This window comes from Agarilytica rhodophyticola (genome assembly GCF_002157225.2).
GTDB lineage: Bacteria > Pseudomonadota > Gammaproteobacteria > Pseudomonadales > Cellvibrionaceae > Agarilytica > Agarilytica rhodophyticola.
In genome coordinates this window covers 2,301,044-2,318,787 of the sequence record NZ_CP020038.1, presented here as the reverse complement: position 1 = coordinate 2,318,787, position 17,744 = coordinate 2,301,044, and the positions used below count along the sequence as shown (strand labels likewise).

Sequence of the window (17,744 nt, the reverse complement as noted above, 5' to 3'; positions counted from 1 at the left end):
ATTTTTTAGTATTCAATACCCGCTGAATTTATTTTTTTACGAATGATTAGCATTAAACTTTAGAGCATTTAAGTACTTTCATTACACGCGGTCGCATAAGATAATGAAAAACAGGTCAATTGAGCAAGTGCAACATGACATTTTCGCCGACAAATCGCTCATACTGGCCATTTAAATAACAAAAACGGCAAAATTTATTGTTTTACCACTAAGAGTTTTGAGCTATGAGAATTTTTTTGGCGCCAATGGAGGGTGTTGTTGATCATCATCTTCGCAATCTGATGCGTCGAATTGGAGGTATTGATATTTGTGTCACAGAATTTGTTCGGGTTACTGATCATGTTCTGCCTCGCAAAGTATTTACACGCTATAGCCCTGAACTAGTAGATGTTGCTTCACAGCAAGATAACCAAAGATGCCCTACCCGCGTACAACTTCTCGGCAGCAACCCTGAAGCTATCGCTGCTAACGCACGTAAGGCGGCGCGTTTAGGAGCACCAGGTATCGACCTAAATTTTGGTTGTCCAGCGAAGACTGTAAACAAGAATCGAGGCGGTGCTTGTTTGTTAGACGAACCTAATACTTTGTATGAGATTGTCAGCCAAACTCGGCGGGCTGTGCAGAAAGATGTTCCAGTGACAGCAAAAATTCGCCTTGGTTACCAAGATAGATCTTCGTACCTAGAAAACGCTCAAGCCATCTATGAAGCAGGCGCAACAGAGCTGGTAGTGCATGCCCGTTCAAAAACAGACGGCTATAAACCACCTGCTTACTGGGAATATTTGGCCAAAATCCGAGAAACGATAGACATCCCAGTAGTAGCCAATGGTGAAATCTGGAGTTTGCAAGATTACCAACGTTGTAAGCAGGTATCGGGCTGTCAAGACGTTATGCTAGGGCGCGGACTGCTGGCAAAACCTGATTTAGCACTAGCTATTAAAGCCTATGAAGCAGGAAGGCAATATCAAGATATGGGCTGGTCGCAGGTTGCCGCTATCTTGTTGGAGTTCTTTGAAATAACCTGCCAGGTCTACGCCAAAAAATATACAGGCAACCGCTTAAAGCAGTGGTTATTTTATCTTAAAAGGCAGTACCCAGAAGCCAATACTCTGTTCGAGAAAATTAAGCGTGAGAGAGAATATGAAGTATTGCGAAATGCCGTTGCAGCCTATTTATAAGACAGGCCTTAGAATGCCTGCCTCATAAGCGAATCGCGAATAAGCGACTTTAACGATTACCAGAAACTAAACGAGGTTCTGTTACTGGAACAAATTTACCATTCTCAAGAGAGATTGCTTGCGTTGCGCCAAACGGCGGCCAGTCTCTTAGTTTATGTCCTTTCTTTTCCAAGGCTTTTCTCAGACTATCACTTGCAAAAGGATCAATTAGGGCCGTCTCAGGACGCCATTGTTGATGTACACGAGGCATATTCATCGCTTCCACCAAGGTTTTTTCTAGCATCAAGGTATTCACTAGGGTCTGGAGCACCTGCGTAATAATTGTAGGGCCACCTGCTGCGCCTACTGTTAATACGGGCTTACCATCTTTTAGCACAATACTTGGGCTCATACTTGACAGTGGACGCTTAAATGCTTGCACACTATTGGCTTCTGCTCCCACTAAACCATAGGCATTAGGCACACCTGGCTGTATAGAGAAGTCATCCATTTGATTGTTGAGTAAGACTCCAGTTCCTGGTACCACAACCTTACTACCGAAGCTGGTATTGAGTGTGGTGGTAATAGCGACCCAGTTACCCTCTTTATCCGCTGTAGCAATATGAGTGGTATGCTTAAACAAATCTTTTTCAGCGCCAGGGGGCATGCTGTATTTTTCTACATTGGTGACTTTTTTCAGATCTATTTTAGCCGCCAGTGTCTTAGCATACTCCTTGCTAACCAAGCCCTTGGGCACTTTAGTATGAGCGGGATCACCAAGCCAATAGGCACGGTCAGCAAAAGCTAACTTCATTGCTTCGATAATGACGTGATAGCGCTCAGCTTCATTCATTTTTTTAAGATCAAAGTTTTCTAGGATATTAAGAATTTCAGCAACCAAAACACCACCGGAGCTGGGCGGTGGAAAGCCGATTACCTCATGCTTGTTAATAGCAGTTCGAATGGGCGTGCGCATCTTAAGTTCATAATCGGCAAAATCTTTTGCCGCCATAATGCCACCATTGGCAGACATCCACTGATCCACTTGCTTAGCAAACTCACCCTTGTAGAAGTAATCTGGCCCTTGTTTGGCCAACATACGATAAGTTTTAGCTAAATCTTTTTGCACTAGAGTATCGCCTTCACTCGGTGCTTGCCCCTTATCGTTAAGGAAAATAGCAGCCGTAGCAGGAAACTCTGCCATACGTTTGGCATTGCGGTTAAGGCGTTTTGCCATTACAGGATCAATAGCAAAGCCATTCTCTGCCACATCTGCCGCTGGTAACACTACATCCTCAAACTTGAGTTTACCTGCCACTTTTTGCGCATAGTGCAATGCTGCAATAGAGCCGGGAACCGCAGACGCCAGAGCACCCGTTTTACTCCATTCGTTAACTGCTTTGCCGTCGCGAATAAACATATCGCGATGGGCTTTAGCAGGCGCTATCTCGCGACCATCAATTGCGATTACAGTACCATCGGCTTTGTGAACAACAATAAAGCACCCGCCGCCGATACCAGAATTGTGGCTATCTACAACTCCTAGAGTAAAGGCCACCGCCGCTGCCGCATCGATGGCATTGCCCCCGTTTTTAAAAGCATCGAGGCCTGCTTGAGTTGCAATTGGATTAACAGAGGCTACAGCCCCTTTGCCGTCTTTCGTCGTCCGAGCATAGTCAGAGGCACTTGCTCCTGCCAAACACCAGGACGATAGGAAGAGAAGAAAAATAAGGGATATTCGCATAGTATTATTTTTAATCGCCATCAACATGTATAGATTTAGAGTGCTGTTCACTTAACAGCCCCATGCAAAACTCATGGTGAGGGAAGTACTAACGAATGTCTACCTGCCATCAAGAATATTTAGCGTTTTAGGTGTTACTCTATCGGCACTCTCATCGAGCCACTTCGCCCATTGACGTTCGTGTTTGTTCAACACATCCTGGTCAACCTTGGTGGATTCATTGATTCCACCAGTTTGTACCATTGGGGCAGCGGATGAAATCAAAGTTTCTATATGATTGTCGTCAAAGAAATATCCCTCTGGGGAATTGCTCTTGTGATTTGCTCGACGCTTCTTAATGGGGTGTAATGAAAACGAAGGCTTCCAGGCCCCCATACTAGGCTTAATAATACTGTAATAGGTTAAGTTGGGTTTAATATCTGCTGCAATGTAGTCGACGGAATCCCCTGATATCAGCATAAATATATGATTACCGGGCCGTGCTTTATGGTGCACCTGTGTATTGTTACGCGATGTAGCAATATATTTTGGTTGACCATCTGTGACGTCATAAAGTCTTGCTTCCACAGCGGATGCAACAACCGAAGAACGTAAAAAAACAATCGTTCCGTGGGGAGCAAGTGGTGGTACTTTTTGGCCATCTCCAGTCTCATCTGGCGCAATAATTTTCGACGGCTTAGTGATATGCTTTTTCCCTGGTATAGATGAAGACCTTTGAGCCACATTAGGTTTTGATGACTTAGTCTGAGTCTGACGAATATCGGGCATAAGGGAACAATTTGCTAACAACAGGCAAAAAATAACGAGCACTATCGGTTTAACAAATTTCATAAAGATTTCCCAGTAGACAACTTGCTGCGACGGCGGGATTCTACCTCAGATATAAACATGATAAAAACGTTTTGGTTTGCCTTCTAGGGTAATAACTTTTTGTCTGTGAGATAGCTCAATAATCACAGTTAAAACCGCAAGCAAATTGTTATTTTAAATTCCAAAAAACATAAATTAATACAAGCGTTTAAGAGCTGCAAGAAAGTATGGAGCAAGTTACTTTTTGCAAGGCCCAAGCCGGTCTCATTTTTGTATAGAAATCATATTCGTAAGTATTATATTCGCTATTATCGCCATAAGGTTTAGCCTGTACTTTTTTGACAAGGTGTTCACTAAACCATAATCCCTTTCAGGGGCCTTATCAGTTACCATTTTAGCATGGCGGTTTTCCTACTATTACTGATAATTAGCCTGCAAATGCAGGTAATTTTGTTGATAACTTGTTATGGCCAGGTTTCATCGCGACCTTACATTCAATGTTAAAGACAATAGTAAGGCAATATTTATCCCTGCCGGACTATCTAAGACCTGTTAATAACAATATTTAGATAGCATCAGATAGCCGCTTTAAACGTTGCATAAGTTCTCGTTGTAACTCTCCGCTGTCACCGCCACCAAATACTAACGCTCCGGAGGAGTAGGTACTGCCATAAGAGATAACCACATTAACGGTTTGACCCAACCCCATTATAAAATCTTTTGTAGTTAGGGATGAAAGAGGATGGATAAAGGTTCCCCACAAAATCCCATTGGCAATCGCATAACGTGAATCTAATGCACTATCAAAGTTTGCTTGCATCAAGCGCAGTAACTCTTCTTTGTTAAGGTTATCAACCTTCAAAATCGGAGCCATAATACGCATACGGTCCGCATTTTCATCTGTGACTATCTGTATGCCGACTCCCTCTATTGTAAGTTGCCAGAAACCTGGCCGCCCTTGGTACTTTTCGTCGATTTTTTCAATAATGCTTTGCAGTTTAGCATTGTTCATATGACTAGCCTTATCGGAGCGTTTGGCAGCCTCAACAGATATACATATAAACATTAACAAGAACGATAGCAGACTATTTAATATTCGAATCTTATTCACTTGATGAATCTCCTTACATACATCTATTCAAATTGGGTAAAAAGCACGCAAACACAGACTGCCTTACAAGGTAAACCATAGTGACTGGTCACCGCATCACAAAAAGGTCAAACTTTGTCGGGAAAACTCTAATATCCGTTAATAATAGTCATGGCTGGGTAATTGAGCTACATGCAAATATACCTGGGGGTATATTTGCATACGCGAGAGAAAAGCAAAAAGTTTTAGAGAAAGGCAAAAAAGCCTGCAGCAGACTTAGAGAACGCGGCCGAAATAATAAACGCGACTGTTGTTACTGCTAATATAAAAGCAATTATACGGACTTTCTTAGGGCGAGTAGGTTTAAAAGCAATAACACCAAACACAATATATAAAACAAGACCGGCAATTTTTGCTTGCAACCAAGGGTGCTCTGAGGGTTTGAGCCCCATTTTCACCGCTAACACCAAAGCGCTCACTAGCAACACCGTGTCGATGATATGAGGTAGTATTTTTACCGGCTTCGCTTTGAGCAATGGAGATTCAACAATCATCCATAAACCTCGAGCTAAAAATCCCAAAACGGATAGCACCACAAATGTAAGATGTATATGCTTAACTGCTTCCATCTACTATCTCCAAAAAAGTCATATTGTTATGTGTAATTGGACTCGATACAGACTATTTACTGCCATATAACTGTGAATGTAATAAATTATAATGTTCTACTATATCTACAGATGCATTATTGAGCGCCAACAGAAGAGGCGCTTAAGCTATCGGTAAATTACAATGATTGCAAGAGCTATCGCGGTAACTAAATAAGCCCAAGTCATTAGCACCATAAAATCTACAGTGCCAAATATTAAGGTTTTTCTATTGCTTATATAGATACATATTATTTGATGCAAATAATATTGTGCGTATTACAATTAATGTATATGTTAAAAATCTATACAAACTATAATAATTAACGCGAATTAGGCGTTTAGGTTTCTATTGACTATCACTGCTGGAGACTACACATTGAATAAATTCGGCTTTAGCTCCCTGCGTCGCCCTATTAGCTACTTCCATGTAGCTATCGGCTTTAGCTCCCTCGACAATTGCTCCTGCATTATTCTAATACACCACATCCTTGTGGCTATGCGTCGCCCTATTAGCTACTTCCATGTAGCTATCGGCTTTAGCTCCCTCGACAATTGCTCCTGCATTGTTCTACTACGCCACATCCTTGTAGCTATGCGTCGCCCTATTAGCTACTTCCATGTAGCTACCGGCTTTAGCTCCTCGGCTTTTTTAAAAGGCAATCCGGTTACCGTTGGACGCTTGTTAGCGATGTTTGCCTTATTTTGCAGTGGCGTAGCAGCGGCTCAGGATAACTTTGATATTCGTTTCGAAACAAAAGTGCATTATAGGAACAGCGAAGAAAATCGTTTTCCTGTAAGTTTTCCTTTTCCTCCTCAAGCTTTACCAGAGGGAGCTCAGACAGCCTTCCTTGAGACAGTAGATGCCGGCGATAAAGTTGATTTATCGACTATCACTGCGGCGGGGCGATGGTCTTGGAATGAAAAATTAGCGGTTCATTTTAAAGTAGATGTTTGGGATAAGTACGACCGTAATCCAACCTCAGAAGACAACAAAATAGATTTAGATGTTTTCTTTATACGTTATGGCGAGCATTTTCGAGCAACTCGCGTACCTTTGACACCCAGCTTTTATGCACAAATTGGCAAGTTTGCTAAATTTGAACGCCAACGGGAACGCAGAACAGAGAGCTATGGACTTGTCTCTACGGCATTTAATCGTTTTGAAGACGCAGGCATTGAGTTAGGTTTCCAGCTACCTATCGGCTTATATGGTAAAGCCAGTTGGACTACAGGCAACCCCGTTTTTATTCGCGATCCCAATGCCCTGGCAGGCGATAATGGCACCAGTGATATTCGCGTGCCACCAAACGTAAATCCAGACCCTGAACTTAAAACAGGCATCCCCATTCTATACGATGCTGAAATTGAATCTTTTGATTTGGGTGAAGACTCAGAAGTGGGCTTAGGCGTGGGCTACCGCTGGCGCTCTGAAGATAACAACACCGCGTTCGATATTCTATTATTTGGTTACGAACGTACTTTAGCGCAAGATCGCGGCTTTCATGGTTCATTTTACGGCTCTGATTTAGACTTGTTTGATTTAGGGGAGGTAGCCGGAGCAACAGGTATTAGGCTGCCTGCTGAGGGCGATAAAAAAGAAGAGTTAGGCGCAAATCTATGGCTAAATGTGGGCAGTTTTTCCCTATTCGCTCAGGCGGTAGATCAAGAAGCGGCAAACCTTGAACGTGTAGGTAAAGAAGTTGAGTTGAGCTATACATTTGATTGGGGCTTAACCATATCTCCAGTGATACGATATTCAGAATTAGATCCTGATTTTGTAGGCAACCCAGCCTATCCAGCACCAAGCGTTTGGTGGCAATGGGAGAAATACGATTACGGGGTTAATATTGATTTATCCGACTCCCTGCGGGTAATAATAGAATATGCCGATAACACATTTATACGAGCAGGAAGAGAAGAAGAAAACAATGAAACGCTAGTAAGCTTTATATGGCGACATCGATAAAGCTTATCTCCCTAACGTTTATTTAAAGATTTTATCTATGCGAATCCACTTCATTAGGGTTTAAGCCCTAATGAAGAACATCTAAAATTTCACGCACAGATTGATAGCGATCTTCTGGTTTCTTGGCAATCGCCTTAGCAATAATATGCTGTAAATCTTCAGGAAACTTACCATTTTTACCTTTTATTTTTGGCGGCTCGGCGCGCAAGTGCATCTGGGCAAGTCTGTCAAAATCATTATCATTGAACGGCGGACGTCCATTAAAAATGGTATATAAAATAACACCTATCGCATAAATATCGGTGCGTTCATCTAAGGGCCACCCAAAAAATTGCTCTGGAGCCATATAACGCGGAGTACCGGCAATAAGATTCGAACTTCCGGAGCTAACGTCGTTAGCAAGGTTATTATCAGAAACGGAAGATGCTTTTTTACCTTGGCCTTTGTTTTTACCAACATTCATGGCTAAACCAAAGTCCATTATTTTTAAAATACCCTGACGGTTAATCATCATATTGGAAGGCTTTAAATCACGATGAATAATCCCTTCTTCATGAGCCGCATTCATGGCTGAACATATTTGACGAGCCATAACAACGCCCACATGAGCGTCAAATGCGCCTTTATTTTTTAACAGTGCACCTAAATCATAACCAGATAAATATTCCATAGTGATGTAGTAGTAATTTTGCCAATTGCCAAAATCAAACGTGCGTAGAATATTACGGTGAGTGATACGTCTCGCTAAGCGAATTTCTTCTTTAAAGTTAACACTTTCTTGCTGGCTAAATAACTCCTTGGCCATTATTTTTATAGCCACTCGTTCATCAAGGTCTAAGTCATGAGCGAGAAATACTGTGCCCATTGCACCAGCACCAATATGCCGAAGTATTTTATAGCGTTTATCTACAATTTCTCCAGCCTGAACAAAGGATGTATGCTTCCCCGAGCCAATAGAAAATTTAACAATGGTTTTATCCGTATCGTCTACTACCCTATTTTCAGCATTAACCAATTCATCTCTTGCCAGCTCATCTTTCGCAAATACCTCAGCATTTAAATCCTGAGCGACAGATTCAGCAATGTTTAACTCATCTGACATTTGTGCCAGATATTGCTCTAGCTCAGCCTTCTCTTTTAAGGTCTTGCCCATTTTTACCACAGCTTTGTATAAAGCCCCAACTTCATCTTTACTTTTTACATCATTATCAAAATCTGTGTAGTGGCCTTCTTGGATGTTCTTAGCGACGGAAACTAATTTAATAATAGGCTTACTGATCCTAAGAGAAAACAACCAAGCAAAAATCGACGCTCCAATTAAACAGATAAAACCAATAATAATCACAGTGCGCTGAATATCGAGAAATGGTTTTAACAATTCGGTTCTCGATCGCAACGCCATAACAAATCCGAGAGGCCTACCATCTTGGTTCCTTAGACTGTGAATTACCGAAAAAAAACTTTCATCGTCTAAACTGACATTAAGATTACTCATACTACTTTGGGCATCATAGATGTCGCGCCATCGATCCTGGTTTTCAGAGAAAAAGCTATCTAGCTTAGTGCCTAAATCATTGTTAGTGTTGTAGCTAGTCTTAACACCGTTTATTTTCCTATTTTGATCGCGCGTAAAAATAAAAACACTGATATCGCTAGCCGTTAGAGCATTAATTTCTGTTGCCATATCTTTTGAAAACTCATAAGCCAATGCTACTGTACCACGCACTAAGTCGGAGGCAACATTATCAAAAATAGGCACCACTACAATTTGTAAGATTTCACCCCGACTCACAAATACTCCCTGTGCAGCTTTGCCTGCCAGAGCACTATCAAATAAAGCACTTTTACCAGCCATCGTCCGACCTATCGCCTCGGGCCGATCGGAACGCGCCAAAATTGTGCCCTGAGCGTCGGTAAAAAATAGAATATTAAATTCTAAAACCCGTTGAAACTCCGTACTAAGATCTTGCAAAGTCAGGGATTCAGAATCGAAAACGAGAGGAAGAACTCGGCTATCTTTGGCAATACTGGTTGCCACTTCCTCAATCGTATTAAAGCGACTATCAATTTTGGTTTCAAGTACGACGCTTGATTGCTTCAACGCCTGGACAATAGACTTTGACGATACTTTGTTTGCTTGCTCACCGATTTGCCATACGGTGGCAACGATTAATGCCGTAAAGGCTACCAGCACGAGAAAGAATAACTTAAACCTGATACTGTATTTTATATCCTTCATCTTCGTTTCCATTAATAAAATTCATCATCAAAAATGGCAGAATTTTTATTATATTTCTTGCCAAATTTATTTTTGTGCGCAACTTTTTTGTAATTTGCTGTATTTAGGCTGGTAATATATTTATTTTTTTGTTGGCTTTTAATTACAATCTTTTCAGTTTTTTCACCGCGAACATGCCAGACATTGAGATTATATTCTCCAGGCTCTAAGTCTTTGATAGAGAAATGTCCCTGATGATCAGCAACCACAGAAATACTATTGTCACTAACAGAAATAAAGGTGGCCATATCTGCATGAATATTACAATACACTTTGACAATACCTGCCGAGTTTAAGGTAACTTCTCGCTTTTTGCCTGCACTATAAGTACCCAAATCAAAGGCGTTCTTACCCGTGGAAGAAAAAACATTGTGTTTAATTTTATCTTTATTGACAAAGCTGACGCGATCATTTTTTCTAATAGAGATATAACCTGGTAGATAGGTCTTATCTTGCATATCGATGGTGTGAGTCATAGGTGCTCGTTGATCAAGTGATAAAACTCTACCATCGGAGGGTGTCAACGTTAAAATTACACCTTTGGATGGTAATAGCTTATTATTATTGCCGACAATGACAACACTTCCCTCAAGGCTACCACCAATAGGTTTACCAACTTTATTTATTTGCGAAGTTTTTCCAGCCTGTAACCTAGCAACAGCCTTTTTGCTTACCTTTTGAAGCTTGGATAGGCTCACCGGTTTATCCGTTTTTCTAACACTATCTAAGTTAGCAGAATATATGCTGGCCTTTGTTGTCGCTTGTTTTGTGACTAATGTCTTAGGAACCTCTTTAACCGGGGGACGAGTCGTCACCTGGCCACGAGTATCGATATTTTTTTCAATAGGCGCAGTTACCGATGAAGGCACTGTTACCGGTGAAGCCTCTGTTTGGTCTTGCAGCTTCTGTTCTTGACTTGCAGCTACTTGCTCAGTGACGTCATTTGTACTTTCGCTTTGCAGCGGCCCTACCACAGCTAGGCTGTCGGGCGTATCAATACGGCCTGCCTCAGCATCTTCGAGATTCACATAAGTGCAGGCAGAAAGACAAGAGCTGGTAACAACAAACAGCGCAGCTTTAAATTTCAAGCGACTAATCTCGTCAGTGAAAGAAAGTAACTTGTATATAGAAATGGACATAGACATAGGGCTTCCGTTAGCATCTTTGTATACTAGTTACGGACCCTCTAGCCAAAAAGGTGCAAAAAAAACAGATCATTAGGCACAGTTCTAGTGAGAATCCCAAAATGGCACGAACGGCACAATTAACCATGTCATATAGAATGCCGCCAAGGAGAGTTTCTGTGCAATAACTGATCTGCCGCTAAAGAACCCCCCAAAAACCAAAAATAAGTATAGACTGGCCCTAAATAACAGATTGCTATGTTGTGGATTCAGAATGCTGCTGGGCCTCATACTCAGCTTGTGCAATCTTAATCTTAAAGTAAGCAAAGGCCATGGTCATAAGAGGGCTGATGATGCAGAAAAATGCAAAGGGCGCATAGGTAAGCGTTGCCACACCTAATACGCTAGCATGGTATGCACCGCAGGTATTCCAAGGCACTAATACCGAGGTCACGGTTCCCGAATCCTCTAAAGTACGACTCAGGTTTTGTGGTGCTAAGCCCTGTTTTTCATAAGCCTCAGTAAACATACGACCGGGCAACAATACCGCTAAGTACTGGTCAGAAGTGCTGATATTAAAAAACACGCAAGTGCCCACGGTGGTACTTACCAAGCTGCCCGCACTTTTCACCCGCTGAATCAGCGCTTCAGTAATTATTTTCAAAAAGCCACTGCGCTCCATTATACCGCCGAAAATCATAGCACTGATAATCAGCCAAATAGTGGTCAACATGCCGGCCATACCGCCGGACGTTAATAGCTCATCTAGCGTATCATTACCTGTTTGCATGGCGGTATCACCAAACAGCGTTTGCATAATACCAACATAATAATACTGCTCAGTAGCACCACGACCTTTCCCAACCGTCTCGATGATGTCTGTCTGAAATATAAACGCAAACACGACACCAAGCAATGTGCCTGCAAACAATGCCGGCAACGCAGGCACCTTCTTTACAATCATGACAATAACGGCTGCCGGCACTAACAACAACCAAGGAGTGATAACAAAGCTGTTATCTAAGCTGGTGAGTATGACACCAATGGTATCATCAGAGGTACTTTTATCAGCCCCCAATCCCAACACCAGAAAGATTAACAGAGCCAGACAAATACTTGGGATAGTGGTAAAACACATATAGCGGATATGAGTAAACAATTCCGTTCCGGTGGAGGCAGAAGCTAGATTAGTGGTATCCGATAAAGGCGACATTTTATCGCCGAAGTACGCACCGGATAAAATTGCTCCGGCAATCATCCCTGGGTGCAAACCGAGGACTTTACCAATACCAATTAGCGCTATGCCCACAGTGGCAGATGTGGTCCATGAACTTCCTGTAAAAACAGCCACAAAAATACAAATAATACAGGCAGCCACAAGAAAAATTGAGGGATTAAGCACATGCAAGCCATAGTAGATCATCGTCGGAATGATGCCACTGACTAACCAAGTACCAGATAATGCTCCGACCATAAGTAGAATCAGAATTGCAGGCATCGCAATACGAATACTATTAATAACTCCGCCTTCCAAATCCTGCCATTGGTGGCCGTACTTCAAAGCCAGCAATGCGGCCAAAGCACCACTAAAGATTAGGATAATTTGATTGGAACCACTCACCGCATCATCTTTAAAGATAAATACATTGATCGATAGTAGGGTAATCAAAATAACAACAGGAACGAGCGCAATGGCAAGTGGCGTCTGACGAGTACTCATAAGGCAGTATTCTTTCTCTGGAACATTTCTGACTTTTATTAGATCCAGGGTAACTTATGCGCCCCTAGCAGGCAAACAAACAAAAAGGAAATAGTCAGTTTAGGGGAAGAATTGCTCCAAATATTGCCATTTTTATGGGTACTGCTGGTCATCCAGTAAAATAGTGATCATTTTTTTTACAGCACCGACTATTGTATGCTTACGCCAACAGTCGGCACTAGGCCTTCCTTAGTACCAATTGAATCACACTTGACTGAGGCTATAGAAACTAGTTAGCAAGTTTATAAGCCACTGGTACTTGAAAAGTAAACGTATCACTTTTTATATGCTCTGGCATATCAGGATAAGGTACAGAACGCTTAATACCATTCTTAACAGCTGAGTTGAGCGAATCGTATTCAGTTTCTTGGGTCAGCTGAGAAGATACCAGTTTACCATCGCGATCGATGGTCACTTTAGCAACCACCACTCCTGTATGCCCTAAACGACGGGAAACACGAGGATAGGTCATTTTACTCTGACAATGGCGTAATAAGGTATTCGTGTATAACTGAGTGGCGAGCAGATTTTCTGCAGAAAATTCGTCATCCCTACTGGGAGGTATAGCATCTTCTTGTACAAGCTCTTCTCTGCGTATTTCTCTGACTGGCTTCGGCGTTGGTGTCACAACAATTTTTATCACTTTCTCTTGTTTGGCTGCCTTTGGCGCCTGCGGAGTACTTGCAACATTCGGTGTTTTTTTAACCTCTTGTTTAGCTAATGGCCGAACACTTGCTTTCGGCTTCGGCGTTGCAGCACTTTTCGCCACTGTTTTGACTACTTTTTTTACCGCTGGAGCTGCCGCCACTTTAATAGTTTGTTTGCTGGCGCTTTGCTCTTGTGAATTTCGCTCTTCTGCTTCAGCCAAATTTGCTTTCCATCCTTCCATAACGCTGACACGACTAGGCTTAGGCTGCAATACCAAGAACTCACCGGCATAATCACCGCCGCTAGTGTCACCGAGAATAGAGGCTTTAAAATCTCGGCTTGGGGGCACATCACCAATCCAAGTATTTAATAACATATTAAATAATTGCGGAGACTTAATATCGGCAAGTTCTACACCGTTAATATAAAGAGCGAAGCCCGTCGCTTTATTTTGTAAGACAATATGGTCACCAGCCACGAAATTACCACGAAACCAGCTCAGAAAATTCTCCATAGCTTTAGCACTTTGTGTTAACAAACTAGGGGGATTATTGATCGCCACCCCCTTGACAAACATACTCGCTAAACGCCTGTAGGAATATTTATCTGCAACTATTTTTATTTCTATACGTTTTTCAGTTTTATTTCTTAAAGCAGCGACATCACTTGACGGAGCATCGACGTAAAGCGCGGCAATAAAAACACCGTCTCCAAATTCACTAAACTTTGCATAACCATTCGCGCTGAGATTATCGTTTAACCCTTGCCCAGCAACATTCACAGAAAATAAAAAAACTAAGAATATTAAACAAAAACGCACAGAACTAACCTCAAATAAAGCAAACATTCAATTCAGTAGAAAAGCACACTCGCGTAACATTATTGTGAACACGACTAAAATCTAACAAGATGTAGAGATGAGCACTACTTTTAAATTTTAAGCTTCTCATTTAGCGCAAGCTAAATGGTTCACTCTTGCAATCCGGCGCCTCAAACTTCAAAATAGTTTGGCGACATTGCAGGGCTATATTTCATACTCAGCTAAGTTAGTAGATAGCCTTATGCTAAGATAATGTGAACAGGCCCTAAGCATGTACTTATTATTGGAGTATTCTCGTTAAAATGGTCCCTTTTCACAATAAACATTGTTGGTAATAAATGACCTATGGTGCCATTATTTTTCTACAAACTACTATTGACGCTTATTACACCATTCTTGTGTCTGGGTTTATTCATTCGCTCTATCAAGCAAAGGTCATATCGCCAAAGGATTTTGGAGCGTTTTGGTTTGGCGCAAGTCGAGAGATCCGGAGGTATTGTTATTCATGGAGCAAGTGTAGGAGAGGTTATTGCCCTTCGCCCTTTTATTGAGGCATTGCTTATACAATACCCGCAGCACCTTATTACCGTGACAACCTTTACACCAACAGGCTCTGAACAAGTTAAGAAAAGTTTTGGCTCACGAGTGCAACACTGTTATTTACCCTTTGATACACCTTATTCCGTCGCGCTTTTTCTTAACAAGCTAAAACCTCTGGCCATCGTGATTATGGAAACAGAAATCTGGCCAAGTCTTATCGATGCTTGCAATACACGTAAAATCAAGCTGCTTTTAATTAACGCAAGGATTTCAGCCCGATCTTTTACACGCTACCAAAAAATACAATCATTAATAACAGGCACGTTATGCAAAGTAGATAATATATTGGCGCAGAGTAAGGAAGATGCGGAACGTTTCATACAGCTCGGAGCGCTCGCCGACAGCACAAGTGTATCAGGCAACTTGAAATACGACTTAGTTAAACCAGAGGACATAGAAGACAAAGCTATAGAAATTGTAAACGCAACCAAAAATCGAAAGGTTTGGGTCATCGGCAGCAGCCATCAAGATGAAGAAGCCTTAATACTATCAAGCCTAAAAGTCATACACCGCAAACATCCCGATATATTATGTATACTAGCTCCACGCCATCCAGAGCGAATCAAACCTCTTGAATTAAGTATCCAAACAGAAGGCTTGTCAGTGGTAAAAAGAAGCCAAGGGCAGTTACCTAGTGAACAGCACAACATTTGGCTAATCGATACTATGGGCGAGCTACTGCTGTTTTATAGAATTGCAGATGTATGCACAGTGGCCGGCAGTTTTGGCGCGACTGGTGGTCATAACCCATTGGAACCGGCACTTTTCTCTTGCCCAATTATCGTCGGGCCAAATATGAGTAATTTTCAAGATATTGCACAACGACTTGAGCAGGCCAATGGATGGTTGCAAGTTGACGACAGTAACGCCGAAACGCTAGCAAATGCCGTGACTAAAATGGTGAGTGATCCCGATCATGCACAGCAGCTCGGAGAAAATGCACTAACGGTACTTAAGCAAAACCAAGGGGCTACCAAAACTAGCGTAGACAAGCTCGATCAACTGCTCTACAGACTCTAGGCCCTAGCCATCACAAATCTGTGGGTAGAAATCCTGTAATACATTATCAATTTTTGCTTTGACTTGATCGACTGAGATTCTTGCCATTAGATCCTCACCTTTCGCCCTCTGCCCCCAGGGTAAGTCTTGCCAGCTTTTGCCGCACTGCTCTCGAATGATATCGTCATAGGCATTGACCACATAACGCTGGTATAAATAGGGCCCGGTACGACGAGGATTGCTATGCGCATACAAACCAACCACGGGTGTATTAACAGTGACCGCCATATGTGCAGGGCCTGTATCAGGGGCAATAACAAAATGTGCATTTTTTAAAATCGCTAACAATTGTATTAGTGAGGTTTTTCCAACCACATCGATCAACTTTGAGTCATCACCATAAGATGCCGCCTGATGTTTAATGTGGTCACTTAACTTTCGTTCTAATTCTGTCGGGCCACCACACAGTACAACGTCCAAGCCTTTAGTGCTTATATAGTGTGCAATATGGGCATATCCTGCGATATTCCAGTTGCGCTCAGCTTTACTTGCCGCAGGACATAGGACAGCATATTTTTTAGGCAGCGCAAAGCTATCTAAACATGCTAGTTCTTGTTCTTGGGTGAGGGGCATACTCCAGGAAAAAGGCATGTGTTCAACACCAATGGCTTCAGCAAATGCTTGAAAGCCCTCTATTACATGAGGAAACTGCTGTGGTTTGATTCGTTCATTAATGAATAGACCGTGCGCTTCTTTTGAGCGATAAGTATCGAAGCCAATTTTATTTTTACCTCTAATGCATAGACTTGCGAGACTGGCGCGCAAGGCAATTTGCATTTGAAAAACCACGTCAAAGGTTCGACCAGCGAGCTTCTTTCTAAGCTCTAGGTAGCCACGAATACCTGCACGTTTATCAAAGACGACAAATTCAACACCCGTGAGCCCTTGTAACAAGCTGAGTTCGACTTTACCGATAACCCAAGTAATTTTAGTGCCAGGGTATTTTTTCTGGATTTGCTGTACAACCGCAACTGCATGACAAACATCACCGATCGCCGACAGACGCAAAATACATAACGAGTCTGGGGCAGAACTTAGCGAAAGAGTTTGACCGGGCATGTACTTATCTCCAAAATAGCCAAAGTTTACTGAATGTGCGGCGTATTTTGATATAAATAGCTATAAATAACCATGGTTAACATACGCTGGCCACGATTAATATAAATTGCTGCCAACCACTACACAAACATCCCTATGACAGAAGATAACAACAGTGTTTTAGATAGCCAGACTTTTGGGACTTACCGAAGCGGCCATAGTATTAGCACGAGAGATATCACTGTCTTTGCCGACAATAACGATAACATTTTTTCTCCCAGTTATTGGCAAGAAGAAAACTTAATCACGGGAAAAGCTAAGGGACGTGGAACCACCTGGTTTTTCCAGCACCAGGATCACGAATATGTTTTGCGTCACTATTACCGTGGTGGTCTAATTGGTAAGGTTATTAAGGATCATTATCTATATCTTGGTTATGCCCAAACCCGTGCCTATAGAGAGTTTCTGCTATTAGCACAATTAAGGGCTTTATCTCTTCCCGTTCCTCAACCTGTGGCCTGCAGAGTCAGCAAGGTGGGAGGTCTTTACTGTACCAATGATATTATTATCTCACGTATAAAAAACGCTGATAGCTTACTAAAACGGTTAACTTTAGAAACGATCGATACACGTTTATGGAAAAAAATTGGCAGTACTATTCGTCAGTTTCACGATCACCAGGTGTATCACCATGACCTCAACATACACAATATCTTACTCGATAGTGACGATAATATTTGGCTAATAGATTTTGATCAGGGCACGATTAGAAAAAACGGACAAAGCTCTTCTCACTGGAAAAATCAAAACATTGAGCGGCTCTTACGCTCATTCAATAAAGAAGCAACAAAACATACCCACTTTTTATGGCAGCAAGATGATTGGCTATCGCTGTTAGCAGGCTACCAGCAGTAGACAAAGTATTTGACTCTTTCAATACCTTTACTGAGCTAAAATATTTAAGCACTGTTTTACTAGGGTCTATTGACACTAGACAGTTG

At 42.0% G+C, this 17,744-nt stretch carries 13 protein-coding genes; 4 read left to right on the top strand and 9 right to left on the bottom strand.

The features are described 5' to 3' along the window. The first annotated feature begins 224 nt into the window (after positions 1-224). On the top strand, positions 225-1,178 hold the full coding sequence (locus BVC89_RS09810; protein ID WP_086931022.1) for a tRNA dihydrouridine synthase: 954 nt from the start codon (positions 225-227) through the stop codon (positions 1,176-1,178). A gap of 49 nt (positions 1,179-1,227) precedes the next feature. Here the strand turns inward: BVC89_RS09810 and ggt are convergent, their stop codons facing one another. The 4 genes from ggt to BVC89_RS09790 all read right to left on the bottom strand — a co-directional run bounded on the left by ggt (position 1,228) and on the right by BVC89_RS09790 (position 5,430). After that, positions 1,228-2,952, bottom strand: a complete 1,725-nt coding sequence (ggt, locus tag BVC89_RS09805) for a gamma-glutamyltransferase (RefSeq protein ID WP_245929367.1) — start codon at positions 2,950-2,952, stop codon at positions 1,228-1,230. Between the two features lie 48 nt (positions 2,953-3,000). After that, a complete protein-coding gene (locus BVC89_RS09800; protein WP_086931021.1) occupies positions 3,001-3,732 on the bottom strand; it encodes a hypothetical protein in 732 nt (243 codons plus the stop codon). A 544-nt stretch (positions 3,733-4,276) separates the two neighbouring features. Next, positions 4,277-4,822 carry a type III secretion system chaperone family protein gene (locus BVC89_RS09795; protein WP_158657866.1) on the bottom strand — a complete coding sequence of 182 codons (546 nt, stop codon included), beginning with the start codon at positions 4,820-4,822 and terminating at the stop codon, positions 4,277-4,279. Between the two features lie 224 nt (positions 4,823-5,046). Next, positions 5,047-5,430: a SirB2 family protein gene (locus tag BVC89_RS09790; RefSeq protein ID WP_216825123.1), complete on the bottom strand. Its 384-nt coding sequence runs from the start codon at positions 5,428-5,430 to the stop codon at positions 5,047-5,049. A 370-nt stretch (positions 5,431-5,800) separates the two neighbouring features. Here BVC89_RS09790 and BVC89_RS09785 point away from each other — a divergent pair, with 370 nt between their 5' ends. After that, positions 5,801-7,417 (top strand): hypothetical protein, encoded by a 1,617-nt coding sequence (locus BVC89_RS09785; protein ID WP_086931019.1) that lies wholly within the window; start codon positions 5,801-5,803, stop codon positions 7,415-7,417. A gap of 67 nt (positions 7,418-7,484) precedes the next feature. Here the strand turns inward: BVC89_RS09785 and BVC89_RS09780 are convergent, their stop codons facing one another. From BVC89_RS09780 to BVC89_RS09765, 4 genes are all read right to left on the bottom strand, one after another. Continuing rightward, entirely contained in the window at positions 7,485-9,656 is a 2,172-nt protein-coding gene (locus BVC89_RS09780) for a protein kinase domain-containing protein (RefSeq protein ID WP_158657865.1), read from the bottom strand. Between the two features lie 11 nt (positions 9,657-9,667). Further along, the gene (locus BVC89_RS09775) at positions 9,668-10,834 is read right to left on the bottom strand and encodes a plastocyanin/azurin family copper-binding protein (RefSeq protein ID WP_103654254.1); all 1,167 of its coding nucleotides are present in this window, start codon (positions 10,832-10,834) and stop codon (positions 9,668-9,670) included. A 241-nt stretch (positions 10,835-11,075) separates the two neighbouring features. Beyond that, a complete protein-coding gene (gene nhaC / locus BVC89_RS09770; protein WP_086931016.1) occupies positions 11,076-12,539 on the bottom strand; it encodes a Na+/H+ antiporter NhaC in 1,464 nt (487 codons plus the stop codon). A 268-nt stretch (positions 12,540-12,807) separates the two neighbouring features. Further along, positions 12,808-14,046, bottom strand: coding sequence for a TonB family protein (locus BVC89_RS09765; protein ID WP_158657864.1), 1,239 nt, complete (start codon positions 14,044-14,046; stop codon positions 12,808-12,810). A gap of 345 nt (positions 14,047-14,391) precedes the next feature. Between BVC89_RS09765 and waaA the strand changes: the two genes are divergently transcribed. Next, positions 14,392-15,666, top strand: a complete 1,275-nt coding sequence (gene waaA, locus BVC89_RS09760) for a lipid IV(A) 3-deoxy-D-manno-octulosonic acid transferase (protein ID WP_086931014.1) — start codon at positions 14,392-14,394, stop codon at positions 15,664-15,666. Positions 15,667-15,669: 3 nt separating this feature from the next. Here the strand turns inward: waaA and BVC89_RS09755 are convergent, their stop codons facing one another. Beyond that, positions 15,670-16,764, bottom strand: coding sequence for a glycosyltransferase family 9 protein (locus tag BVC89_RS09755; RefSeq protein ID WP_086931013.1), 1,095 nt, complete (start codon positions 16,762-16,764; stop codon positions 15,670-15,672). Positions 16,765-16,899: 135 nt separating this feature from the next. Between BVC89_RS09755 and BVC89_RS09750 the strand changes: the two genes are divergently transcribed. Next, a complete protein-coding gene (locus BVC89_RS09750; protein ID WP_086931012.1) occupies positions 16,900-17,658 on the top strand; it encodes a 3-deoxy-D-manno-octulosonic acid kinase in 759 nt (252 codons plus the stop codon). Positions 17,659-17,744: the final 86 nt, after the last annotated feature.